The sequence below is a fragment of the Pseudomonas sp. S3(2024) genome (assembly GCF_036861315.1).
In the GTDB taxonomy this organism is placed as follows: domain Bacteria; phylum Pseudomonadota; class Gammaproteobacteria; order Pseudomonadales; family Pseudomonadaceae; genus Aquipseudomonas; species Aquipseudomonas putida_A.
This window is the reverse complement of the sequence record NZ_JAZAQQ010000002.1, coordinates 332,564-357,197: the sequence shown is the minus strand read 5'-3', so window position 1 is coordinate 357,197 and position 24,634 is coordinate 332,564. Positions and strand designations below refer to the sequence as shown.

The 24,634-nt window shown below is 61.3% G+C and carries 22 protein-coding genes; 10 read left to right on the top strand and 12 right to left on the bottom strand.

The genetic code is table 11. The features are described from left to right. Positions 1 to 5: 5 nt before the first annotated feature. From VLA07_RS06310 to VLA07_RS06290, 5 genes are all read right to left on the bottom strand, one after another. Positions 6 to 854 (bottom strand): ABC transporter permease, encoded by an 849-nt coding sequence (locus VLA07_RS06310; protein ID WP_095668437.1) that lies wholly within the window; start codon positions 852 to 854, stop codon positions 6 to 8. Further along, complete coding sequence (locus tag VLA07_RS06305) at positions 851 to 1,759, bottom strand: ABC transporter permease (protein WP_025111659.1); 909 nt, start codon at positions 1,757 to 1,759, stop codon at positions 851 to 853. Before VLA07_RS06305 ends, VLA07_RS06310 begins: the two co-directional genes overlap by 4 nt. Positions 1,760 to 1,940: 181 nt before the next feature. Further along, positions 1,941 to 3,050 (bottom strand): ABC transporter substrate-binding protein, encoded by a 1,110-nt coding sequence (locus VLA07_RS06300; RefSeq protein WP_223007768.1) that lies wholly within the window; start codon positions 3,048 to 3,050, stop codon positions 1,941 to 1,943. Between the two features lie 217 nt (positions 3,051 to 3,267). Beyond that, positions 3,268 to 4,719 carry an aldehyde dehydrogenase family protein gene (locus VLA07_RS06295; protein ID WP_333988618.1) on the bottom strand — a complete coding sequence of 484 codons (1,452 nt, stop codon included), beginning with the start codon at positions 4,717 to 4,719 and terminating at the stop codon, positions 3,268 to 3,270. Further along, positions 4,716 to 6,353, bottom strand: a complete 1,638-nt coding sequence (locus VLA07_RS06290; protein WP_333988617.1) for a 5-guanidino-2-oxopentanoate decarboxylase — start codon at positions 6,351 to 6,353, stop codon at positions 4,716 to 4,718. The genes VLA07_RS06295 and VLA07_RS06290 overlap by 4 nt, the downstream gene beginning before the upstream one ends. Before the next feature lie 230 nt (positions 6,354 to 6,583). Here VLA07_RS06290 and VLA07_RS06285 point away from each other — a divergent pair, with 230 nt between their 5' ends. Continuing rightward, on the top strand, positions 6,584 to 7,465 hold the full coding sequence (locus tag VLA07_RS06285; protein ID WP_333988616.1) for a LysR substrate-binding domain-containing protein: 882 nt from the start codon (positions 6,584 to 6,586) through the stop codon (positions 7,463 to 7,465). A 123-nt stretch (positions 7,466 to 7,588) separates the two neighbouring features. On the opposite strand, the gene VLA07_RS06280 is transcribed toward VLA07_RS06285, so the two are convergent. Together VLA07_RS06280 and VLA07_RS06275 are read right to left on the bottom strand one after the other, a co-directional pair. Then, positions 7,589 to 8,203 carry an NAD(P)-dependent oxidoreductase gene (locus tag VLA07_RS06280; RefSeq protein ID WP_333988615.1) on the bottom strand — a complete coding sequence of 205 codons (615 nt, stop codon included), beginning with the start codon at positions 8,201 to 8,203 and terminating at the stop codon, positions 7,589 to 7,591. A gap of 45 nt (positions 8,204 to 8,248) precedes the next feature. Beyond that, a complete protein-coding gene (locus VLA07_RS06275) occupies positions 8,249 to 9,127 on the bottom strand; it encodes an MBL fold metallo-hydrolase (protein ID WP_333988614.1) in 879 nt (292 codons plus the stop codon). Positions 9,128 to 9,241: 114 nt separating this feature from the next. Between VLA07_RS06275 and VLA07_RS06270 the strand changes: the two genes are divergently transcribed. Then, the gene (locus VLA07_RS06270) at positions 9,242 to 10,147 is read left to right on the top strand and encodes a LysR family transcriptional regulator (protein ID WP_218274154.1); all 906 of its coding nucleotides are present in this window, start codon (positions 9,242 to 9,244) and stop codon (positions 10,145 to 10,147) included. A gap of 200 nt (positions 10,148 to 10,347) precedes the next feature. Then, positions 10,348 to 10,524 (top strand): hypothetical protein, encoded by a 177-nt coding sequence (locus tag VLA07_RS06265; protein ID WP_007964044.1) that lies wholly within the window; start codon positions 10,348 to 10,350, stop codon positions 10,522 to 10,524. A gap of 136 nt (positions 10,525 to 10,660) precedes the next feature. On the opposite strand, the gene VLA07_RS06260 is transcribed toward VLA07_RS06265, so the two are convergent. Then, positions 10,661 to 11,545, bottom strand: a complete 885-nt coding sequence (locus VLA07_RS06260; RefSeq protein WP_223007763.1) for a helix-turn-helix domain-containing protein — start codon at positions 11,543 to 11,545, stop codon at positions 10,661 to 10,663. 177 nt (positions 11,546 to 11,722) lie between these two features. Between VLA07_RS06260 and pobA the strand changes: the two genes are divergently transcribed. Both pobA and VLA07_RS06250 read left to right on the top strand, forming a co-directional pair. Next, a complete protein-coding gene (gene pobA, locus VLA07_RS06255) occupies positions 11,723 to 12,916 on the top strand; it encodes a 4-hydroxybenzoate 3-monooxygenase (protein WP_223007762.1) in 1,194 nt (397 codons plus the stop codon). Between the two features lie 79 nt (positions 12,917 to 12,995). Beyond that, positions 12,996 to 14,513, top strand: coding sequence for an MDR family MFS transporter (locus VLA07_RS06250; protein ID WP_225136145.1), 1,518 nt, complete (start codon positions 12,996 to 12,998; stop codon positions 14,511 to 14,513). 125 nt (positions 14,514 to 14,638) lie between these two features. Here VLA07_RS06250 and VLA07_RS06245 read toward each other — a convergent pair whose 3' ends face one another. The 4 genes from VLA07_RS06245 to VLA07_RS06230 form a co-directional block, all read right to left on the bottom strand. Further along, positions 14,639 to 15,487 carry a cache domain-containing protein gene (locus tag VLA07_RS06245; RefSeq protein WP_333988613.1) on the bottom strand — a complete coding sequence of 283 codons (849 nt, stop codon included), beginning with the start codon at positions 15,485 to 15,487 and terminating at the stop codon, positions 14,639 to 14,641. 234 nt (positions 15,488 to 15,721) lie between these two features. Beyond that, positions 15,722 to 16,576, bottom strand: coding sequence for an ATPase (locus VLA07_RS06240; RefSeq protein WP_096795122.1), 855 nt, complete (start codon positions 16,574 to 16,576; stop codon positions 15,722 to 15,724). A gap of 116 nt (positions 16,577 to 16,692) precedes the next feature. Beyond that, on the bottom strand, positions 16,693 to 17,685 hold the full coding sequence (locus VLA07_RS06235; protein WP_098965333.1) for an NAD-dependent epimerase/dehydratase family protein: 993 nt from the start codon (positions 17,683 to 17,685) through the stop codon (positions 16,693 to 16,695). A gap of 53 nt (positions 17,686 to 17,738) precedes the next feature. Then, on the bottom strand, positions 17,739 to 18,632 hold the full coding sequence (locus tag VLA07_RS06230; protein WP_103367388.1) for a LysR family transcriptional regulator ArgP: 894 nt from the start codon (positions 18,630 to 18,632) through the stop codon (positions 17,739 to 17,741). A 96-nt stretch (positions 18,633 to 18,728) separates the two neighbouring features. Here VLA07_RS06230 and VLA07_RS06225 point away from each other — a divergent pair, with 96 nt between their 5' ends. From VLA07_RS06225 to VLA07_RS06205, 5 genes are all read left to right on the top strand, one after another. Next, positions 18,729 to 19,130 carry an ACT domain-containing protein gene (locus VLA07_RS06225; RefSeq protein ID WP_027612477.1) on the top strand — a complete coding sequence of 134 codons (402 nt, stop codon included), beginning with the start codon at positions 18,729 to 18,731 and terminating at the stop codon, positions 19,128 to 19,130. Positions 19,131 to 19,135: 5 nt separating this feature from the next. Beyond that, positions 19,136 to 19,738 carry a LysE/ArgO family amino acid transporter gene (locus VLA07_RS06220; RefSeq protein WP_027612476.1) on the top strand — a complete coding sequence of 201 codons (603 nt, stop codon included), beginning with the start codon at positions 19,136 to 19,138 and terminating at the stop codon, positions 19,736 to 19,738. Positions 19,739 to 19,914: 176 nt separating this feature from the next. Next, positions 19,915 to 20,511, top strand: coding sequence for a superoxide dismutase (locus VLA07_RS06215; RefSeq protein ID WP_003227660.1), 597 nt, complete (start codon positions 19,915 to 19,917; stop codon positions 20,509 to 20,511). Between the two features lie 354 nt (positions 20,512 to 20,865). Beyond that, a complete protein-coding gene (locus tag VLA07_RS06210; RefSeq protein WP_096795124.1) occupies positions 20,866 to 22,917 on the top strand; it encodes a putative bifunctional diguanylate cyclase/phosphodiesterase in 2,052 nt (683 codons plus the stop codon). A gap of 139 nt (positions 22,918 to 23,056) precedes the next feature. Further along, complete coding sequence (locus tag VLA07_RS06205) at positions 23,057 to 24,400, top strand: imelysin family protein (RefSeq protein ID WP_027612472.1); 1,344 nt, start codon at positions 23,057 to 23,059, stop codon at positions 24,398 to 24,400. Positions 24,401 to 24,634: the final 234 nt, after the last annotated feature.

Here is a 24,634-nt window from a genome sequence, read left to right as displayed (position 1 = left end):
TCAAATCAAAAGGAAACGCCGCCCTCGCCCACCAGCTTCTCCAGCGCCCAGATCAGGACGAAGTCGATCAGCACGATCAGCACGGCAAACGAGAACACGGTAGGGTCGAGCGATGACACGGTGCGGCTGTACATCCAGATCGGCACGGTCATGACGTCGATGGTGTAGAGGAAATAGGTCACGGTGAATTCGTTGAACGAGACGATGAACGCCAGCAGCATCCCCGCCAGAATCCCCGACTTCATCAGCGGCACCACCACGTCGACAATCGCCCGCAGCGGTGAGGCGCCGAGCATCCGCGCCGCCTCTTCGACTTCACTGCCGATGGAGAGCATGGCGGCGGTGCAGTTTTTCACCACGAACGGCAGCGCCAGAATCACGTGGGCAATCACTAGCCGCGAAGTGGTCAGGTGGAACGGCAGGCTGTCGAACACCAGCAGCAAGGCCAGGCCCAACACCACCATCGGGAACACCAGCGGCAGCGACATCAGTTGCAGCGCCACGGCTTTGCCACGGAACTCGCAGCGGGTCAGCGCATAGGCGGCGGGCACCGCGATCAGCGTGGCAAAAACCATGGTCAGGCACGACACCAGCAGGCTGGTGGCCATCGCCTGGCCGAGGCTCAGCACGTCGCTGGCGTCCGGCGAGACGAAGGTGTGCCAGGCCGCCTTGTACCACTGCAGGCTGTAGCTGCTCGGCGGGAAGTCGAGGTTCGACGCACCGCTGAACGACATGACGATCATGGTCAGGATCGGCAACACCGCCAGCAGCAAAATGAACCCGGAGAGGATCCCGGCGAACTTGCCGGTGTCGCCAGGCAGCAGCGCCATGCGCTTGTTGATCAGGGTACTCATTGCGAAGCCTCCAGCAGACGCCGACGACGGCCGGTGATGTATTCAGACAGGGTCATGATCGCCAGCGTGGTGACGATCAGCACCACCCCGGCAGCGGACGCGGCAGGCCAGTTCATCAGCGGCGCGATCTGGTCATGCACCATCACCGCGAGCATCGGCACACGGCGGCCACCGAGCAGCAACGGCACGACAAAACTGCTGGCGTTGTAGGCGAACACCAGCGTCGCCCCGGTGATGATCCCCGGCAGACTCATCGGCAACACCACCTGACGGAACACCTGAAAACGACTGGCGCCCAGTGTCGCCGCCGCCTCTTCGTAGGTACGCGCAACACCACGCATGGCGCTGGCAATCGGCAGCACGGCCAAAGGAAACGCGGTCTGCACCAGCCCCATCAGCACGCCGTTCTGGTTGTACAGCAGCATGATCGGACGCTTGATCAGGCCCAGGCCCATCAGCGTCTGGTTGAGCATCCCGCCCGGGCCGAGAATCACCAGCCAGCCGTAGCTTTGCAGCAGCAGGTTGACCAGCAGCGGCAGCAACACTGCGGCAAGGAAGATCCGCCGCACGAACGGCGAGGTCAGCCGTGACATGGTGTACGCCACCGGGATCGCCAGCAGCACCGCGATCACTGCACTGATCAGCGCCAGACGCAGGGTCAGCAGCAGGGATTTGAGGTAATAAGGTTCGAGCAATTGCGCGTAGCTGGCGAGGCTGAACCCGCTCCATTCCGCGCCTTTAGTGCCGACGCTCATGCGCAGCACCAGCAGGCTGGCGGCGATCAGCACACCGAGAAACAGCATCGACGGCGTGAGGAAAAACCACGCCCGGGCGGTCGGCGAAATACCGCGCGCCGGGCGCACGTCAGCGGCGCCAACCGGTTGGGTCAGGGATTGATGTTCCATAGCAATGATCTCGTCAATGGAAAGCTAATCTCGCAAATACCTCAATCTCCTGTGGGAGCGGGCTTGCTCGCGAAAGCGGTGGTTCAGTCAGCAACAATGTCGACTGACAGATTGCATTCGCGAGCAAGCCCGCTCCCACATTTGATTTGTGGCACTCTCAGGGCCTGTGCTCGGCTCTCGGTCAGGAAGAAAAAATTTCCGTATAGCGACGAATCCATTGGTCATGCACGGTCGCCAGGAAGGCGTTGTCGTGCATGATCGCCTTCTCGGCAATCTGCTCCGGCGTGAGGATGTACGGGCTCTTGCGCGCTTCCGCGGAGATGATCGCCTTGGCGTTGACCGGGCCGTTGAAGATGTCTTCGGCCATCTTGCCCTGCACCAGCGGGTCGAGAGAGTGGTCGATGAAGGCGTAGGCCAGGTCGGTGTCGCCCGGACGGTTCTTCGGCATCACCGAGAGCATCAGGTCAGTGTAGAAACCTTCCTTCATGCCGAACGTGGCACCGAGACCGTAGTTCGGATCGCGGATCTGCTTGGGGAAGAATGCCGGGGCGTACAAGCCGCCCATGTCCAGGGAACCGGTGCGGAACAGCTCGGCGATCTGGTTCGGGTTTTCGCCGAGGGTCACCACGCGATCCTTCAGCTCGGCGAGTTTCTTGAAGCCCGGTTCGATGTTGTGTTCGTCACCGCCGGCGAGTTTCGCGGCGATGATGATCAGGTCCATGGCCTCGGTCCAGTTCGGCGGCGGTAGGAAAATGTTCGGCGCCAGATCGGCGTCCCACAGCGCGGCGTAACTGTCCGGTGCCTGTTTGAGGGTGCGGGTGCTGTAGACCAGACTGTTGCACCACAGCAAGTAACCGATACCGTGCCCGTTGGCGCCGGTGCGGTATTTTTCCGGTACGTCGATCAGGTTGGGAATGCGGTTGAGGTCGGGTTTTTCAAGCAATCCGGCGGCGGCCAGACCTTCGGCGCCGACCCCGGCCAGGGTGATGATGTCGTACTGCGGACGATCACCACCGGCCTTGAGTTTGGCGACCATTTCCGAGGTGCTGCCGGTGCGGTCGGCAATGACCTTGGCGCCGGTCTTGGCCTCGAAGGTGGCGGCAATGTTGCGCAGTGCGGCGAGGCCGGTGTCATCCGACCAGGTCAGCAAACGCAGAGTCTTGCCGGCGAACCGCGTGTCGCTGGCGCTGGCGCTGGCCCGGATGAAGGGCATGCTCAGGGCCGCCGCCGCTACCGAGGCGACGCCGACGGTTTTAATGAATTGACGCCTGTTCAGATCATGCTCGCCCATGAAGGACTCCCTTTGTTCTTTTAAGTATGAGGTTGGTCGCAACCGTTGCATCCGCGCGGCCGGATCCGCTGCAGGCCTTGTATTAAAAGGCCTGCAGCGCTGCCGACGGGTTCATCCTGAGGTCGTGCAATACACCTGACTATCGATAAAAACTCATCGAAGCCATGACACCGACGCATGCCTCGTTGCGAGGCATGCACTCACCGTTTTCGGGCGTTCAGAGCGCCCGGATCACGTGTTTGATTTCTTGAAACGCAGCCAGACCCCACGGCCCCAATTCACGACCGATGCTGCTCTGCTTGTAACCGCCCCACGCCGTCTGCGGGAAGATCACTTGCGGCGCGTTGAGCCACACCAGCCCCGCCTGCAGGGCGTTGGCGACCCGGTCGGCAGTCTCGGCGTTACGCGTCACCACACTGGCGACCAGCCCGAACTGGCTGTCGTTGGCCAAGGCAATCGCCTCGGCTTCGCTGCTGAAACTGCGCACACAGAGCACCGGGCCGAAAATCTCTTCGCACCACAGCGCACTGTCGAGGGGCACATCGGTGAACACCGTTGGCTGCAAAAAATAACCGCGCGGCAGATCCGCCGGACGATTGCCGCCGCACACCAGCTTCGCGCCAGCGCTCAGGCCACGGTCGATGTGACCGAGCACGCGCTGGTATTGCGCCTGATTGACCAGTGCGCCCATCTCGACGTCCGGATCGAATGGATCGGCCACGCGAATCGCTTGCGCGCGTTTTTGCAGACGCTCAAGGAATTCCTCCGCCAGCTCATCAGCGACCAGCACCCGACTGGTGGCCGAGCACATCTGCCCGGCGTTGAAAAAACCGCCACCGCAGGCCAGTTCCACCGCCAGTTCCAGATCGGCGTCTTCGAGCACCAGCAACGAAGATTTGCCACCCAGTTCCAGGCTGACGCCCTTCACCGTTTCGGCGGCGCGCTGCATCACCTGCACGCCCACAGCGTTGCTGCCGGTAAAGGAAACTTTGGCGATGCGCGGATCCGCCGACAGCGGCGCACCGACCGCCAGACCGGTGCCGCAAACCAGGTTGAACACACCGTCGGGCAAGCCGGACTCGGCAATGATCGCCGCCAGTTCCAGCTCCGGCAGCGGCGTGACTTCCGACGGTTTGAGCACCACGCAGCAGCCGGCGGCCAAGGCCGGGGCGAGCTTCCACGCGGTGGTGACCATCGGGAAATTCCACGGTACGATCAGCCCGACCACACCGCACGGCTCACGGCGCAGACGTGCGCTGAAATCGTCGCTGGGCAGCGCCACGTTACTGTCGAGTTGTGCATCGAGGCCTTCGGCCAATTCGGCGTAATACTCGAAAGTGGCGATCACATCATCGACGTCGATCGCCGCTTCGAATTGCGGTTTGCCGTTGTTGCTCGACTGCAGCTTCATTAGATGATCGCGACCGTTGCGCACGCCGTTGGCGATGTTGCGCAGAATCGCGCCACGCTCGGCCCCAGTGGTTTTCGACCAGCGCTTGAACGCTTCAGTGGCGGCGCTGACGGCCAGATCAACCGCGCGTTCATCGCCGCCATTGACCGTGGTCAGCAGCGCTTCGGTGGCCGGGTTGATCACCCGCAGATGCTCACGCCCGGCCGACCATTGACCGTTGATATACAGACCATCGAGTGTGGTTGGGAAATTGATCATCGGGCCACCGCCTGCATCCATTGGCTCTGGTCGATCTCGATCAGGGTCGGGCCCTGACGATCGGTGGCGGCACGCAGCGCGCCGCGCAATTGTTCAACCGAACTGATCGCTTCGGCGGCGCAGCCAAGGGCCTTGGCCACACCAATGAAATCCGGAGTGTAGATGTCGACGCCGACCGGTTCGATGGCGCGGTTGACCATGTACTTCTTGATCTCTTCGTAGCCCTGGTTATTCCACAGCAGGACGATTACCGGCGTGTGCGCTTCAACCGCGCTGGCCAGTTCCGGCAGGGTGAACTGCAAGCCGCCGTCGCCGATCAGGCACACCACTGGCGGACGAGCGCCGTCCTCAATGCCGCCACCGAGCCACGCGCCAATCGCCGCCGGCAAGGCGTAACCGAGGGTGCCGTAGCCGGTGGACGAGTTGAACCAGCGTCGTGGACGCTCCGGGTTGAACGTGAGGTTGCCGGTGTACACCGGTTGCGTGGAGTCGCCGACGAATACTGCGTCCGGCAATTCGTGCAGCACGGTTTCGAGGAAGCGCGTCTGAGCCAGGGTTGGCACGTCCCAGGTCGCGGCCAGCTCATCGCGCAGACGCGCGGCCCGCACCTGGCCCCAATCGTTGCGCCGCTCGGCCAGCGCCTGCTGCGACAGTGCGCCGAGCAGCGCTTGCGCGGCGTTGCGCGAGTCGGCGACCAACGCCACGTGCGGCGGATAGTTGCGCACGGTCTGATCGGCGTCGATGTCGATGCGCAGCAACTTGCCGGGGATTTCAAAGCCGCCGGCGAAGGTCACGTCGTAATCGGTTTCGGCCAGTTCGGTACCGATCGCCAGCACCACGTCGGCATCGGCCACCAGTGCGCGAGTGGCGACCAGGCTTTGCGTCGAGCCGATCAGCAGCGGATGGCTGGAGGGCAACATGCCTTTGGCGTTGATGGTCAGCGCCACCGGGGCGTCGAGCAGCTCGGCCAGCTCAGTCAGTTCGGCGGCGGCATCGATGGCACCGCCACCGGCGAGAATCAGCGGACGCCGAGCGCCGGCCAGCAACTCAGCCATGCGCCGTACTGCAGCCGGTGCAGCCCCGGCGCGGTCGATGTGCACCGGAACGCTGGCGAGCAGCTCATCAGCCTCCTCTACCAAAACATCCAGCGGAATCTCGATGTGCACCGGACGCGGACGCCCGGCCTGAAACAGTGCGAAAGCACGGGCCAGCACGCCGGGCAATTCCGCCGCCGACATCAGGGTGTGGGAGAACGCAGCGACGCCACCGACCAGCGCGCTCTGGTTCGGCAACTCATGGAGTTTGCCGCGACCGCCACCCAACTGGCTGCGGGTCTGCACGCTGGAGATCACCAGCATCGGGATCGAGTCGGCGTAGGCCTGGCCCATCGCGGTGGTGATGTTGGTCATGCCCGGGCCGGTGATGATGAAGCACACACCCGGTTTGCCGCTGGTGCGCGCATAGCCGTCAGCCATGAATCCGGCGCCCTGCTCGTGCCGTGGAGTGACGTGGTTGATGCTCGAACGGGCCAGCCCGCGATACAGTTCCACGGTGTGCACCCCGGGGATGCCGAACACCTGCTCGACCCCGTAATCCTCGAGTAACTTGACCAGTACTTCGCCACACGTCGCCATGTCGATTGCCCTTCTTGTTCGTTTGAGACACAAGGCCTTTGTGTAGGAGTGAGCCTGCTCGCGATGGCGTCTTCACATTCAACATTACGGTGACTGACACACCGCTATCGCGAGCAGGCTCACTCCTACAAAGGGCCCCTTGAATGGGCTCATTGAACGGGCGGCAGGTAGCGGCAACAATCGATTAAAAGTCATACTAGCCATGTCCTCACGTCATACCTTGGATCCACATGAAACGACTGCCTCCCCTGCCCGCCCTGCACACGTTTCTGATTACTGCGCAGTGCTGCAACTTCACCCGGGCGGCCGAGCAGTTGCACATCACTCAGGGCGCGGTGAGCCGGCAGATTGCCGGGCTGGAAGCTCATCTGGGGTATGAGTTGTTCATCCGTCTGGCCCGAGGCCTGGAGCTGACCGCCGAAGGACGTGAATGGCTGCCACGGGTGGAAAAGATCTTCGGCCTGATCAGCGAGGCCACCGAGCAGATCGGTCGCAAGCGGCAAACCCTGCAACTCAAGGCGCCCAGCTGCGTGATGCGCTGGCTGGTGCCGCGCCTGCTGCAATGGCAAAAGGAACGCCCGGACGTGCCGGTCAAACTGACCACTTCACTGGCCCATGGCGTCGACTTTCAGCGCGAGCAATTCGATGCGGCGGTGATCTACGGCACGCCGCCGGACAATTTCTCGACCGCGCTGCATCTGTTCGATGAGCAACTGACACCGGTCTGCTCGCCAGCATTATTGAAAGGCCCACCGGCGCTGAGCGAACCGGCCGACCTGCAACAGCATCTGCTGCTGCACCCGACTCGCGACACCCAGGACTGGACGGTGTGGCTGACCGCCGCCGAATTGCAGTTGAACAACGTCAACATGGGGCAGCATTTCGAGACGCTGGATCAGGCGATGTCGATGGCGTCGCATGGGACGGGTGTGGCGATTGGCGACTGGTCGCTGATCGGCGATGACCTGCGCGCCGGACGGCTGGTGATGCCGTTTGAGCTGAAGGTGAAAACGGGGCTGGGCTACTACGTGGTGATGCCACAAGGCGGCGAGGCGTCGCCGCAATTGGAGGAATTGATGATCTGGCTGGTGGAGCAGGCGCATACCCGCTGAAGTACACAGATCCCCCTGTGGGAGCGGGCTTGCTCGCGAAAGCGGAGTGTCAGCGACATTTTAAGTGACTGACACACTGCATTCGCGAGCAAGCCCGCTCCCACATTTTGTCTGCGTCGTTGCTTAATACCCGACCGTAAACCGCTGACGCGAATGCTTAGGCGTTTCCACTTCGTCAATCAGCGCAATCGCGTAATCGGCGAAGGTGATCCAGCTGCGACCTTCAGCACTGAACAGCAAATGATCCTTGCCAACGCGGAAGGTACCGGTGCGCTCACCTTCGACGAACTCTGCCGATGGCGAGAGGAAAGTCCAGTCCAGATCCTTCTCCTGACGCAAGGCATCAAGAAACGCCGCGCCAGCGCTGGCCTCGGCTTTGTACTCGGCCGGGAAACCGGCGCTGTCGATCACTCGGGTGTCGTCCGGCAGCAACAGCGAACCGGCACCGCCAACCACCAGCAGACGCTTCACACCCGCCTGCTTCACCGGGCCGACCAAGGCACTGGCCGGTACCGTGGCGAAGTGCGCGGCGCTGATCACCACGTCGTGACCGGCCACTGCCGCTTGCAGCGCCGCCGAATCCAGCACATCGACATTCTTGCTGACCACACCGGCACGCGAGCCGATCTTCGAGGTGTCGCGGGCGATGGCAGTGACGCTATGCCCGCGACGCAAGGCTTCTTCCAGCAGTTGGCTACCGGCACGGCCGGTGGCACCAATGATTGCGATCTTGCTCATGACATTCTCCAGTTGGCTTGAGAGTGCTGCGTTTTCAGAATCGGGTTACCACTTCATCTCGCCCTTGGCGACTTTGGCACTCAGTTCCAGCGAACTTTCTTCGCCGAGTTTCGGGTAGCGCTTGTGCATGGCCTTGATCAGTGCGGCGGAATCCTTGGCCTTGGCGGTTTCTTCATCGAAAGCCTTAATGTAGTCGGCGGTGAATTTCACGCTGACCAGCGAGCGGCTGCTCTCGCCCAGGTAGTGACCCGGCACCACGGTTTTCGGCTTCAGGGTTTCGATCGAGTGCAGGGTTTGCAGCCAGTCGGCGTGGGATTGCGCGGTCTGGGTATCAGCCATCCACACATGAATGTTCTCGGCGACCACGACGCCACCGACCACAGCCTTGAGCGACGGAATCCACACGAAGCTGCGATCCGGTTGTTTGCCTTCAAGACCGACCACCTGCAATTTCTGTCCTTCGAGCATCAGGCTGTCGCCCTTGAGCACGCCCGGCACGATGGTTTTGGCCGGTACGTCGGCGCCCATTTTCGGGCCCCAGAAGGCGAGTTTGCCGGCGACGGTTTTGTTGATGTGATCCACGGTCGGCTGCGAGGCCAGCACTTCGGCGTCGGGGAAAGCCTGGGTCAGGGTGTCGAGGCCGAAGTAGTAATCCGGGTCACCGTGGCTGATGTAAATGGTGGTCAGGTGCTTGCCGCTGGCGCGGATCTTTTCCACCACCTGCTCGGCCTGGGCCTTGCCGAATTGTGCATCGACCAGAATCGCGTCTTTCTCGCCGCTGACCAGCACCGAAGTCACCGGGAAAATCGCGTGGGTGCCCGGGTTGTAAACGTCCAGAGTCAGGTTGGCGGCAGCGGCGTGGGCCGCGAAACCGAGGGTGGCGGTGGCCAGCAAAACGCGCTTGAGGGTAGTGAAGCCGATCATCTGTTGCTCCGTGATCCGAATGCCGTGTTTGGCGATGGGACAGAGCTTAGTTGCCTGACTCGGTACAAAAAATGCGATGCTTGGACATAGTTTGTTTCTGAAAGCGGGCAAATCATGGATCGTCTTCAAGCAATGCGCGTGTTTGTCACAGTGGTGGATCTGGGCAGCCAGTCGGCGGCGGCCGATCATCTGGACCTGTCACGGCCAGTGGTGTCGCGTTATCTGGCGGAGCTGGAAGACTGGGTCGGCGCGCGCCTGATGCACCGCACCACGCGCAAATTGAGCCTGACCGCCGCCGGCAGTGAAATCCTGCCGCGCTGCCGGCAGATGCTCGAACTCTCGACCGACATGCAGGCCGCCGTCAGCGAACCCGACGAGGCACCGCGCGGGCTGCTGCGCATCAGTGTCAGTACCTCGTTCGGTCAGGCGCAACTGGCCGATGCGATGGCGGCGTACGTCAAACGTTACCCCGGGGTCAGCATCGACCTGCAGATGCTCGACCGCACGGTGAATCTGGTGGATGAACGCATCGATCTGGCGATCCGCACCAGCAATGACCTCGATCCGAACCTGATCGCCCGGCGCCTGACCGTGTGCCGCTCGGTGGTCTGCGCCGCACCGGCTTATTTGCGCGACAACCCGCCACCGCAACGGGTCGAGGACCTGAGCCGACACAACTGCCTGACCCACTCCTACTTCGGCAAGAGCCTGTGGCATTTCGAGGAGGACGGCGAGCCCGTGTCGGTGCCGGTGCAGGGCAACATCAGCGCCAACGAGGCCAGCACTCTATTGCGCGCCACCCTGGCCGGCGCGGGGGTGGCGATGCTGCCGACCTATCAGGCCGGGGTGCATGTGCATGCCGGTGAACTGGTGCGCCTGCTGCCGGATGCCGAGCCGCGGCAGATGAACATCTACGCGGTGTACGCCTCACGCAAGCATATGCCGGCGGCGTTGCGCAGCATGCTGGATTTTCTCGTCGAACGATTCCCGGAAAATCCCGAATGGGATATGGGCCTGTAAATCCGATGCCCCTGTGGGAGCGGGCTTGCTCGCGAAGGCGGTGTATCAGTCTGGATTGTCATCGACTGACACCACGCCTTCGCGAGCAAGCCCGCTCCCACAGGGGGATGTCACATAGGCCGAATCCGTGGCTGGCAACTCTATGCCGCTGACCTATGCTGAAAGTAATACCGCAGGGTATACGTTCAGAGGTCTACGCCATGAACATCAGAACAAGAAGGTACTTCGCGATTTTCATCACCTGCGCTGCCACGCTGGCGCTGTACGGCACCGCGGCCTGGCGGGTCGAGCAACTGCGACAACTGCCGCGCGAATACGCCAGCTGCAATTTCGAGCGCTGTATTCCGCACAATGCGACGCTTAATGCGCTGCGCTGAATGATCTGAGCTGGCCTGCAATCCTGTGGGAGGGGGCTTGCTCCCGAAAGCGGCGTATCAGTGTGCATCAATGCTGAATGGCACACCGCATTCGGGAGCAAGCCCCCTCCCACAGGATATCGCCAGGTTTACAGGATCACTGATCGGCCTTCAGCCGGTCACGAAACGCCTTTGGCGAAATGCCCACCCTGCGCCGGAACAGGCGCGTGAAGTTGGTCGGATCGGAAAACCCCAACAACTCCGACATCTCGTAAATGGTCATGCTGGTGTAGGTCAGCAAACGTTTGGCTTCCAGTAACTGGCGTTCGTGCATGATCTGCAGCGCTGGCTGCCCTGCCAGTTCGCGGCAGGTGCCGTTGAGGTGTGATACCGAAATCCCCAGACGATGGGCGAGGTCTTCGACCTTCACATGCTGGCGGTACGTCTCCTCCACCAATTGAATGAACCCGTTGAGGTATTCGCGCTGGCGTTGCGGCCGCTGGCTGGCGTTATGGCGCACGAGCGCCTGACGGCTGACCCAGACCATGATCACACTGACCAGCGAATGCATGAGCATTTCCCGCGCGGGTTGATGGCCGTTGTACTCGGCCTGCAACGCTGAAAACAGACTGTTCAGGTACTCCGCGTCCTTGCCCGCCGGGTAGTGCTCGGCCTGGGCCAGTGCGTGCACCGAGTTGCCCAGTTGCGCCTGCAGGTGATTGATCAGCGGATTGGCGAGGGTGACGACAAATCCTTCGACGTCCTCGGAAAAGCGAAAGCCATGCACCGACAACGGTGGCAGGACTTGAATCGCGGGTTGGTTGAGTTGCGTGCGTTGACCTTCGATTTCAAGCTCTGCCTGACCTTTGAAGACGAAGAGCAACTGGCACAAATCGGCGTGGCGGTGGGGTTTGATTTCCCATTGATGTTCGCGGCTGCGTTTGGAAATGGTTTCACAGTGCAGCAAGTCAGGGGTCGGCCAGTCCAGGCTTTCACCGTAGAGCTTGAACACCGGAATCGAAGGCAGGTCAGGCTTGTTCATCACTTCAATCCAGGCCTCGAAGTTGCGGGCGATAATCGCACCGATTGGCAGAATGTACAGGTATCGGCTCAGTTTTCACCTTCAATTGACAGACCCGCAAGGGAAAAATGCAAGCACTCGATCCATAAAAATCATTCACCGCCTTCTGTCGCGTGAAGCTTGCGAGTCATAAAAACAATGAAAACGCTGAAAACCCAAGTCGCCATCATTGGCGCCGGTCCGTCCGGATTGCTCCTCGGTCAGTTGCTGCACAACGCCGGCATCGACACCCTGATTCTCGAACGCCAGACACCCGACTATGTCCTCGGACGAATTCGCGCCGGCGTGCTTGAACAAGGCATGGTAGAGCTGTTGCGCCAGGCCGGCGTAGGCGCGCGCATGGATGCCGAAGGGCTGGTGCACGCCGGCTTCGATCTGGCACTGGATGGGCGTCTGGCCCACATCGATCTGCAGGGTTTGACCGGCGGCAAAACCGTCATGGTTTACGGTCAGACCGAAGTCACGCGCGACCTGATGGCCGCTCGTCGGGAGGCTGGCGCACTGTCGTTTTATGAAGTGAGCCATGTCGTTCCTCACGGCATGAAAAGCGACGAGGCCTTTGTCACCTTCGAAAAGGATGGCGAAACCTGGCGCGTCGATTGCGATTACATCGCCGGTTGCGACGGCTTTCATGGCGTGGCCCGGCAGTCAATTCCCGAGGACTGCCTGAAGATCTTCGAACGGGTCTATCCGTTCGGCTGGCTGGGGATTCTCGCCGACACCCCGCCGGTGCACGAAGAGCTGGTCTATGCCCGCCATGAACGTGGCTTCGCCCTGTGTAGCATGCGTTCGGCCACCCGCACCCGTTATTACCTGCAAGTGCCGGCCGAGGAAAACGTCGCCGACTGGTCCGACGAGCGCTTTTGGGCTGAGCTGAAAACCCGTCTGCCCGCCGCGCTTGCCGAGAAACTGGTGACTGGCCCGTCGATTGAAAAAAGCATCGCGCCGCTGCGCAGTTTTGTCGTCGAGCCGATGCAGTACGGGCGGATGTTTCTGCTCGGCGATGCCGCGCACATTGTACCGCCCACCGGCGCCAAGGGCCTGAACCTGGCCGCCAGCGATGTCAGTACGCTGTTCAACATTCTGCTGAAGGTTTATCGCGAAGGGCGCACCGATCTGCTGGAGAAATACTCGGAAATCTGCCTGCGCCGGGTATGGAAAGCCGAACGTTTCTCCTGGTGGATGACCTCGATGCTGCACCGCTTCGACGAGCATGATGATTTCAGCCAGCGCATAAGCGCCTCGGAACTGGACTACTTTGTCAGTTCAGAAGCCGGTCGAAAAACCATTGCAGAAAATTACGTCGGACTTCCGTACGAGGCTATCGAATAGCCTGCTATCGACTTACACTGGCGAGCATCCACCCGCGCGCAATGGCCGTGCGGGTCCATCACTGCCCGCAGGCTCGCCCGTGACCAATCTCAATCACCCTGAAACGCCCAAACCGGCCATTCGCAGCGTGCTGGTCGCGTTGATGATGGCGATTTTTCTCGGCGCGCTGGACCAGACCATCGTCGCCGTCTCGATGCCCGCCATCTCCGCACAGTTCAAGGACGTCAGCCTGCTGGCCTGGGTGATTTCCGGGTACATGGTGGCAATGACCGTGGCCGTGCCGATCTACGGCAAACTCGGCGATTTGTACGGGCGACGCAAACTGATGCTGTTCGGCATGGGCCTGTTCACCCTCGCCTCGCTGTTCTGCGGCATGGCGCAAAGCATGGAACAACTGGTGCTGGCGCGGATTCTCCAGGGCATCGGTGCCGGCGGGATGATTTCGGTCAGTCAGGCAATCATCGGCGACATCGTCCCGCCGCGCGAACGCGGGCGTTATCAGGGTTACTTCAGCAGCATGTACGCGGTGGCCAGCGTCGCCGGGCCAGTGCTCGGCGGCTACATGACCGAATACCTGTCGTGGCGCTGGGTGTTCCTGATCAATCTGCCACTGGGACTGGGCGCCTGGTGGGTTGCCAATCGCAATCTGCGCGGGCTGCCGATTCCGCAGCGCAAACCGATCATCGACTACCTCGGCACGCTGTTGATGATCATCGGTTTGACCGCCCTGCTGCTGGCCATCACCCAAGTCGGTCAGGGTCATTCGTGGCGCAGCAGTGAAGTGCTCGGTTTGTTCGCCTGCGCGGTGCTGGTGCTGGCGGTGTTCGTGTGGCATGAACGCCGGGCGCGTGAGCCGCTGCTGCCGATGCACTTGTTCACCAACCGCAACGCGTTGCTGTGCTGGTGCACGATTTTCTTCACCAGTTTTCAGGCAATCTCGCTGATCGTGTTGATGCCGCTGCGCTTCCAGAGCGTCACCGGCGCCGGGGCCGACGCGGCGGCGTTGCACTTGCTGCCGCTGGCGATGGGCCTGCCGATTGGCGCTTATTTCGCCGGACGCCGTACTTCGGTGACCGGTCGCTACAAACCACAGATTCTGACCGGCGCGCTGCTGATGCCGATCTCGATTCTCGGCATGGCGTTCAGCCCACCCGATGCGACGCTGGTCAGCAGCCTGTTCATGCTGCTCAGCGGGATTGCCGGCGGCATGCAGTTCCCGACTTCACTGGTGGGTACGCAGAACTCGGTGGAGCAACGCGACATCGGCGTCGCCACCAGCACCACCAATCTGTTCCGTTCGCTGGGCGGCGCAGTGGGTGTGGCGTTGATGTCGGCGCTGTTGCTGGCGTTGTTGCAGGATTCGAGTTTTGCCCATCTGGCGAGCAACTCGCTGCTCAGCGAGGGGCATTCGGGCAACGTGCTGCTCGACGGTTTGAACGCCGCACCGGGTGATGCGCAGAACGCCTTGCGCGCCGAGCTTTCGGTGACGTTCCGGCATCTGCTGTGGGTGAGTACGGCGGTGTCGCTGCTGGGGCTGGCGGCGGCGATTGCGATGCCGAACAAGTTGCTGCGCGGGCGCGAGCACGGCGCCAAATAACAGCAACACCTTAAAACCCTGTGGGAGGGGGCTTGCTCCCGAAAGCGGTGGATCAGCCAACATCTTTGTTGAATGACATACCGCTTTCGGGAGCAAGCCCCCTCCCACAGTAGCGAATGTTTCAATCAGGGGCTGTAGTAACCCACCGCCACCAGAAAATGCCCGACCTTCTTCAGGTAGGCATGCTTGTCCTCGACCTTGCCGGTCACCGGGTTTTTCCAGCGGTATTCGTATTCGCCGTCGTCCTGTTTGGCGATCAGCGCCAGAATCGGCTCGCCCACCGGTTTGCCTTCCGGGTCCTTGATCTTGCTGAAATCGGTGTTGATCAAGCGCAGGTTGGTTCCGTGGGCAACGTAGCGTTGGTTGTCCAGATCGACCACGAACACATACAGGTCATCCTGCAGATAACCGCCCTTGAGCGAGTTGATGGCCGTCAGGGTGCCCTTCTCGTTTTTTCCCAGATCGGTTGCAGCCTTGTCGAGAAGTGCCTTGGCCTGCTCGGCTGAAGCGCGCGGCAGGTAATAACCGACGGCCAGAATCCGCTGACCGATGCGCTGGTAATAAACATGTTTGCGCTCGACCTTGCCGTCCGCCCAGTTCTGCCAGCGGTATTCGGCCTGTTGAATGCCGTTGCCTTCCGGCACCAGCAAGGCGTCCTTGAAGGCCTTCTGCAAATCCGGCGCAAGCACTTCGCTGACGTCACGGCCGATCAAGGCTGAGGACGGCCCGCCGCTGGCGAGCATCACGCCTTTGGTGTCGACCACGAACACGTAGCGATCCTTGTCGACGAACTCGCCCTGACGGCTGAACGCGGCGAAGGCCTTGTCGCCATTGTCGTGGTAATAGGCCAGAGCCTTTTCCAGCAAAGCGATGGCAGCCTTGCTGTCGTCCTTTTGTGTAGTGGCGGCGTTGACCTGCCCCGTCCCCACAAAAAGCATCACCCCGAGCCACGCCACTTTATGCAAAAACCCCATAACGCATCCCTCGTTCTTGTTGGTGTTTCAAGAGCGTAGACGGATTGGGGTCGGACGGAGGTCGAAGATGAATCCAGAAGTTGCCGCATTCCCTGTGGCGAGGGAGCTTGCTCCCGCTCGGCTGCGAAGCAGTCGCAAAACCTGCAAATACGCTCTACCTGAACGAAAGCAGGGGAGCGCTTCGCACTCCAGCGGGAGCAAGCTCCCTCGCCACAAGATATCCTGACTCAGGCCCTATGGCCGGGCATTGATCTGCTGCTGCAGGTTCTGGATCTGCGCCTGCAGGGTGTTGAGGTTGCGGGTCATCTGCCCGCGGAATGCGTCGAACTCGGCGGTATTGCCGCCACCCTGCGCAGCGGCCGGGCGGTTGTCCTGCTCACTCTTGAGAACGACGATTTCCTGCTCCAGACGCTCGATCGCCGCGCTCGGATTGCCTTGCTTTTTCAGCGCGGTGATATCAGCGCCGAGGCTTTTCAGCTGCGCGTCATAACTCTTGAGCTGCGCATCGACCTTGCCGGTGTCGGCCGGGGCGCTCTTCAGGGTCGCCAGTTCGGCGCTCAAGGCTTTGACCTGAGCCTGCAACTGGGTATTGGCGTTCTGTTGTTCGGTGGTCTGCGCGGTCATCTGCGCCAGACGCTTGTCCAGATCGCTGGCCTGACCGACCACGCCTTGCTGCTGTTTGCTCTGATCCAGCAACTGGGTTTCCAGCTGTTTGATCTGCAGCTTCAACGCTTCGCTGTCGCTGTTGACGTTGCTCTGGCTGGCGACGACCTTGCCGGAAATGTCCTGCAGGCGCCCCGCCGCTTCCTCGCTGATGCGCGCAAAGCTTTCCTGGGTCGCGACCAATTGCTGCTCCATCAGCGAAATCTGCTGGAAGCTCCACCAGGCCAGACCGATGAAGGCGAAGAACAACGCGCCGACCAGTGCCCACAGCGGCCCGGTACTCGCAGCCTTGACCTTGACCACCGGCGGCGTGCGCGAGTGCACCGAGGTGCGAGCGGAGGGCGGAATGTCATCGTCGTCAAAGGTGTCGGCCCGCAGGCTCGGTACATCGTCGAAATCGTCGTTGGCATCGTTACGCATGGACATTGAGGCAACCTTTGTGGAACGCGGTGATGGCTAAATGCTGCGAAGTATAACCGCCGCAGCCGCAGGGATTGACCCTCAAGCGGCAGTGCGGTTCATTGCCGGCCGGGCTACTTGTATCAACGGATGTCCTGAGCTTTCCACCAGCCACAGAACTCGTCGAGGGCCGACCACAGGCTGACTTTCGGATCGTAGTCCAGATAATGCCGGGCGCGGCTGATGTCGAGGGTGAAATTTTTCTTCATGACTTGCATGCCCAACCGCGACAGGGTCGGCTCCGGGCGGCCCGGCCAGAGTTTGCACACGCCTTCGTTGAGCGCAGCAACGCTGTAGGCCAGACCGTACGAGCGGTATTTGCTGACCTGCGGCACTTCCATCTTGCGCATCACATAATTGACCACATCCCACAGCGGCACCGGCGCGCCATTGCTGATGTTGTAGGCCTTGCCCAACGCGGAACCGGCTGCCAGCAGACTACTGAGCAGCGCTTCGTTGAGGTTCTGCACGCTGGTGAAATCGACCTTGTTCAGGCCGTCGCCGATGATCGCCAGACGCCCCTTGCGCTGCATGTTCAGCAGGCGCGGGAAAATGCTCATGTCGCCGGCGCCAGTGACGAAACGCGGGCGCAGGGCGATGGTTTCCAGACCGAATTCCTGTGCGCCAAAGACCTTTTGCTCGGCCAGGTATTTGGTCGCCGCGTAGTGATGTTTGAAGCGCTTGGGCACTTGCTCTTCAGTCAGGCCGAGGTGATCGCGGCCATCGAAATAGATCGACGGCGACGACAGATGCACCAGCCGCCGCACGCGCTGCTTGAGGCAGGCTTCGACGACGTTTTCGGTGACCTGCACGTTGCCCTGATGAAAGTCCTGATAGCGCCCCCACAAGCCGACGGCGCCGGCGCAGTGCACCACGGCTTCGACGTCGGCGCAGAGGTCGCGCACCAGATCTGCATCGGTGAGATCGCCCGGGACGAACTCGGCGCCACGGCGCACCAGATGCTCGACGCTCTCGGCCCGGCGACCGTTGACCCGCACGTCCAGGCCCTGCTCCAAAGCGAAACGCGCAAAGCGTCCGCCAATGAAGCCGCTTGCGCCGGTGACCAGAATTTTCATGTAACGCTCCGATGTCTTTCGTTTACCTGATACGTCTGTCTTGACGCTGACCGTCAGCCCAAGGGCACCAGCCAGCGCGGTGAAGAACGTAGCAATTGCTCGGTCAGCAAGGCCAGCAGCTGACCGCCATTGCGCCAATGATGCCAGTACAACGGCACATCGATCGGTTTATCTGGCAACAGTTCGCGCAATACGCCGCGTTGCAGTTGATCGCGCACTTGCAGTTCCGGCACCAGGCCCCAACCAAACCCGGCTTCGGTCAGACGCACAAAACCTTCGGAGGACGGGCACAAATGATGCTCGAAACCACCATCGACACCGAGCGATGCGAGGTAGCGATGCTGGAGAAAATCGTCCGGGCCGAACACCAGCGCCGGGGTGCGCGGCAGCTGCTCGGCGCGCACCCCGTCGGGGAAATGCCGCTCGATAAACGCCGGACTGGCCAGCGCTCGATAGCGCATCGCCCCGAGCAACACGCTGCGCGCACCGGCCACCGGGCGTTCGCTGGCGCAGACACACGCCGCCACTTCCCCGGCCCGCATGCGCTTGAGGCCGACGGTCTGATCCTCCACCACCAGATCCAGCAATAAATGCTGCTCGGCGCAGAAATCGCCCACGGCTTCGGCCCACCAGGTGGCGAGGCTGTCGGCGTTGAGGGCGATGCGCAGACGCTCCGGCAGGCCTTCTTCGTCGAGCGCTGGCACCAGGGTCTGCAAGTCACGTTCGAGCAGGCGCACCTGCTGCACATGGTTGAGCAGCCGCCGGCCAATCTCGGTCGGCGATGGCGGCGTGCCGCGTACCAGCACCGGTTGGCCGACCCGCGCTTCCAGCAATTTGATCCGCTGGGAAATCGCCGATTGCGACAAGCCCAGCACCTGCGCAGCGCGCTCGAATCCAGCCTGCTCGACCACGGCGGCCAGAGCGGAAAGCAATTTGTAGTCGAACATCAGTTTTCCTAATGAGCGATCAGCACTATTGGTTTTTCTTATACCGTTTTCGACCGGAGAATAGCCAGCAAGCACTCTTTATCAAGGAACACGGCGATGGCTGGCGAAACCTCTCTCACGACGCTGCTGCGCAGCATGAGCCCGCAGCTCAATGCCGGCGAGTACGTGTTCTGCACCCTGCGTGACGGCCAGTTGCCGAGCGGTGTGGAGATTGTCGGCAGCTTCCGCGAGCAGGAAGGCCTGACCGTGATTCTGGAGCGCTCCCAGGCTGAACGTGCCGGGTTCGCTTTTGATTATGTGGCGGCGTGGATCACCCTCAATGTGCATTCGGCGCTCGAAGCCGTTGGCCTGACCGCCGCGTTCGCCAGCGCGCTGGGCAAGGCCGGAATCAGTTGCAACGTGATCGCCGGTTATTACCACGACCATTTGTTTGTCGGTCAGGCCGACGCCGAGCGTGCCATGCACGTGCTGCGCGATCTCGCAGCCAACGCGGAGTAAATCTTATGTGGCAAAGCTATGTGAACGGCCTGCTGGTGGCCTTGGGGCTGATCATGGCGATCGGCACCCAGAACGCTTTTGTGCTGGCGCAGAGTCTGCGCCGCGAACATCACCTGCCGGTGGCAGCGCTGTGTGTGGCGTGCGATGCGCTGCTGGTGGCAGCCGGGGTGTTTGGCTTGGCCACCGTGTTGGCGCAGAACCCGACATTGCTCGCGGTGGCACGCTGGGGCGGCGCGGTCTTTCTGATCTGGTATGGCAGCCAGGCACTGCGAAGGGCGTTCTCGAAACAGAGTCTGGATCAGGGTGAAAACCACACCGTACGCTCGTTGCGCGCGGTGATGCTCAGCGCGCTGGCGGTGACGCTGCTCAATCCGCACGTTTATCTCGATACGGTATTGCTGATCGGCTCGCTCGGTGCGCAACAGTCAGTGCCGGGCGCTTATGTCGTGGGCGCCGCGAGTGCGTCGCTGCTGTGGTTTTTCACCTTGGCGCTAGGTGCCGCGTGGCTTGCACCGTGGCTGGCTCGGCCGAGTACCTGGCGGATTCTTGATCTTCTGGTGGCAGTGATGATGTTCACCGTGGCGGGCCAATTGATTATCGCCAACTGATTTATTCCAAAAGGCTCTGGAACCTCTATCCCACACAGTTGTTGCGTGGTTAAGCCTTGACCCCGGTGCTATGATCCGAACCCTGCGCCGCAAAGAGTAAAAACTCGTCGGTGCATTTCTGGCCGCCCGTGATCGGCCTTGCGCTCACCGCAACAGACCTGATTAGGAGAATCATCATGGCTTTCGAATTGCCGCCGCTGCCTTACGCACACGATGCCCTGCAGCCGCACATTTCCAAGGAAACCCTGGAATTTCACCACGACAAGCACCACAACACCTATGTCGTGAACCTGAACAACCTGGTGCCAGGCACCGAGTTCGAAGGCAAGACCCTGGAAGAGATCGTCAAGACTTCCTCGGGCGGCATCTTCAACAACGCCGCTCAGGTCTGGAACCACACTTTCTACTGGAACTGCCTGGCGCCAAACGCCGGCGGTCAACCAACCGGCGCGCTGGCTGAAGCCATCAACGCGGCTTTCGGTTCGTTCGACAAGTTCAAGGAAGAGTTCAGCAAAACCTCTATCGGCACCTTCGGTTCCGGCTGGGGCTGGCTGGTGAAAAAGGCTGACGGTTCTCTGGCCCTGGCCAGCACCATCGGCGCCGGCAACCCGCTGACCAGCGGCGACACCCCGCTGCTGACCTGCGACGTCTGGGAACACGCTTACTACATCGACTACCGCAACCTGCGTCCGAAGTACGTTGAAGCGTTCTGGAACCTGGTCAACTGGAAGTTCGTCGCTGAGCAGTTCGAAGGCAAAACCTTCACCGCTTAAGCTGCGCGCCAGTCAAAAAACCCGGCTATGGCCGGGTTTTTTTATGCCCGAAGAATGCCGCACCGCATCGAATTCCATTCAGGCCGTTTTCCCACAACTAAAGCAGCCTTCGCCCTCTTGCCGCCGCGCCGTAGCGGGCTACCATCAAATCAGCGAAAATTTGTTCCTGACTGCTCAAGTTGAGGGTCGAAACTACCGACACAGTACAAATAGAGCTGAGGCTCCAGACAGCAGTATTTCGGTCAAGGCAACGGGCAAATGTTCCGAGGCTTGATTGTCCCTTTGACTGCCAACACGGGATTGCCAATACTCATGGCAACTTGACGCTACCCGCACGGAACAAGGAATAACCCTTTGAAGCTGGAACTCAAGAACAGCTTGTCGGTGAAGTTGCTCCGGGTCGTGCTCCTTTCGGCATTGATCGTCGGCGTGGTCTTGAGCTGCGCCCAGATCGTTTTCGATGCCTATAAAACCCGCCAGGCGGTGGCCGGCGACGCTCAGCGTATCCTCGACATGTTCCGTGATCCCTCGACTCAGGCGGTCTACAGCCTGGACCGGGAAATGGGCATGCAGGTGATCGAAGGCCTGTTCCAGGACGACGCCGTGCGCCAGGCTTCTATCGGCCATCCCAACGAGGCGATGCTCGCGCAGAAGTCCCGTGAGTTGCAGCACTCCAACAGCCGCTGGCTGACTGACTTGATTCTCGGTCAGGAACGCACCTTCACCACTCAATTGGTCGGTCGCGGCCCGTACAGCGAGTATTACGGCGACCTGAGCATCACCCTCGACACCGCCACCTATGGCGAGAGTTTCATTGTCAGTTCGGTGATCATTTTCATTTCCGGCGTCTTGCGCGCCCTGGCCATGGGCCTGGTGTTGTATCTGGTTTATCACTGGCTGCTGACCAAGCCGCTGTCGCGGATCATCGAGCACCTGACCGAAATCAATCCCGATCGCCCCAGCGAGCACAAGATTCCACAGCTCAAGGGTCACGAAAAGAATGAACTCGGCATCTGGATCAACACCGCCAACCAGTTGCTCGAATCGATAGAACGCAATACCCATCTGCGCCACGAAGCGGAAAACAGCCTGCTGCGCATGGCCCAGTACGACTTCCTCACCGGTCTGCCGAACCGCCAGCAATTGCAGCAGCAACTGGACAAGATTCTGGTCGACGCCGGCAAGCTGCAACGCCGGGTCGCGGTGTTGTGTGTGGGGCTGGATGATTTCAAAGGAATCAACGAGCAGTTCAGCTACCAGACCGGCGACCAGTTGCTGCTGGCGCTGGCCGACCGCCTGCGCGCCCACAGCGGTCGCCTCGGCGCCCTCGCCCGTCTGGGTGGCGACCAGTTCGCGCTGGTGCAGGCCGATATCGAACAGCCTTACGAAGCGGCAGAGCTGGCGCAGAGCATCCTCGATGATCTGGAAGCGGCGTTCGCCCTCGACCATCAGGAAATCCGCCTGCGCGCGACCATCGGCATCACCCTGTTCCCCGAGGACGGCGACAGCACCGAGAAGCTGTTGCAGAAGGCCGAGCAGACCATGACGCTGGCCAAGACCCGCTCGCGCAACCGCTATCAGTTCTACATCGCCAGTGTCGACAGCGAGATGCGTCGCCGTCGCGAACTGGAAAAAGACCTGCGCGATGCGCTGATTCGCGACCAGTTCTACCTCGTCTATCAGCCGCAGATCAGCTACCGCGATCACCGCGTGGTCGGGGTCGAAGCGCTGATTCGCTGGCAGCATCCGGAACACGGTCTGGTGCCGCCGGACCTGTTCATTCCGCTGGCCGAACAGAACGGCACGATCATCGCCATAGGCGAGTGGGTGCTGGATCAGGCCTGCAAGCAATTGCGCGAATGGCACGATCAGGGCTTTGTCGATCTGCGCATGGCGGTCAATCTGTCCACCGTGCAACTGCACCACGCCGAGTTGCCGCGAGTGGTCAACAACCTGCTGCAGATCTACCGCCTGCCGCCGCGCAGCCTGGAGCTGGAAGTCACCGAAACCGGCCTGATGGAAGACATCAGCACCGCCGCCCAGCATCTGCTGAGCCTGCGCCGCTCCGGCGCGCTGATCGCCATCGACGACTTCGGCACCGGCTACTCATCGCTGAGTTATCTGAAAAGCCTGCCGCTGGACAAGATCAAGATCGATAAGAGCTTCGTTCAGGATCTGCTGGATGACGACGATGATGCGACCATCGTTCGCGCGATCATCCAGCTGGGCAAGAGCCTGGGCATGCAGGTGATTGCCGAAGGCGTGGAAACCGCCGAGCAAGAGTCCTACATCATCTCCGAAGGCTGCCACGAAGGTCAGGGTTACCACTACAGCAAGCCGCTGCCTGCCCGGGAGCTGACGGCCTACCTCAAACAGGCGCAGCGCAGCAACGCGGCGATCCTTTGATGCCGCGCATAACAACCGGCTAAATAAGAAATATTTCCAGCCACAGCCCTTTACACATAATGCGAAAGATTTGCATTATGTCGCAGCTTTGCGCACCCCCGCGCCCTGTCCATTCCATTACCGAAGCAGGATGTTCGCCATGATTCGTATGCCTCTGGCTACCGCCAGTCTGCTGGCCATCGCTATTTCCCTCGCCGGTTGCGGCGAAGGCAAAGACAAGGCTGCCGCCCCGGCCGCGCCGACGCCGGCCGCCAGCACCGCCGCCGCTCCAGCACCTGCCGCTGCCGGTAAAGTCGATGAAGCCGCCGCCAAGGCTGTGGTCGCGCACTACGCCGACATGGTCTTCGCCGTCTACAGCGATGCCGAATCCACTGCGAAAACCCTGCAAACGGCGGTCGACGCGTTCCTCGCCAAACCGAACGCCGACACCCTGAAAGCCGCCAAGGCTGCCTGGGTCGCTGCGCGCGTGCCTTACCTGCAGAGCGAAGTGTTTCGCTTCGGCAACACCATCATCGACGACTGGGAAGGTCAGGTGAACGCGTGGCCGCTGGACGAAGGCCTGATCGACTATGTCGACAAATCCTACGAGCACGCGCTGGGTAACCCGGGTGCCACCGCCAACATCATCGCCAACACTGAAGTGCAGGTCGGCGAAGACAAGGTCGACGTGAAAGACATCACCCCGGAAAAACTCGCCAGCCTCAACGAGCTGGGCGGTTCCGAAGCCAACGTCGCCACCGGCTACCACGCCATCGAATTCCTGCTCTGGGGCCAGGACCTGAACGGCACCGGCCCGGGCGCCGGCAACCGTCCGGCGTCGGACTACCTGGAAGGCGCTGGCGCCACCGGCGGTCACAATGATCGTCGCCGTGCCTACCTCAAAGCCGTGACCCAACTGCTGGTCAGCGACCTGGAAGAAATGGTCGGCAACTGGAAGCCGAACGTGGCCGACAACTACCGCGCTACCCTGGAAGCCGAGCCGGCTGAAAGCGGCCTGCGCAAAATGCTCTTCGGCATGGGCAGTCTGTCCCTGGGCGAACTGGCGGGCGAGCGCATGAAGGTTTCCCTGGAGGCCAACTCCCCGGAAGACGAACAGGATTGCTTCAGCGACAACACCCACAACTCGCACTTCTACGATGCCAAAGGCATTCGTAACGTGTACCTGGGCGAGTACACCCGGGTTGATGGCACCAAGATGACCGGCGCCAGCCTGTCGTCGCTGGTGGCCAAGGCCGACCCGGCTGCCGACACCGCGCTGAAAGCCGATCTGGCCGCTACCGAAGCTAAAATCCAGGTCATGGTCGATCACGCCAACAAGGGTGAGCACTACGACCAGTTGATCGCTGCGGGCAACACCGCCGGCAACCAGATCGTGCGTGACGCCATCGCCGCACTGGTCAAGCAGACCGGCTCGATCGAAGCCGCCGCCGGCAAGCTGGGCATCAGCGACCTGAACCCGGACAACGCTGATCACGAATTCTGATCACGCGCGTTCGACTGAAAAAGGCGACCTGCGGGTCGCCTTTTTCATGCCTGCCGTACACAAAACCCTGCTCCATGGTGTGTTTGATATCAGGTACACCACCAAATCCTGTGGGAGCGAGCCTGCTCGCGAAGGCGTCATCTGGCGCAACATCGTCAGCGCGGCGGACACCGCTTTCGCGAGCAGGCTCGCTCCCACAGGGTTTGCATGAGTTTCAAGGCTTGCGCCATATCA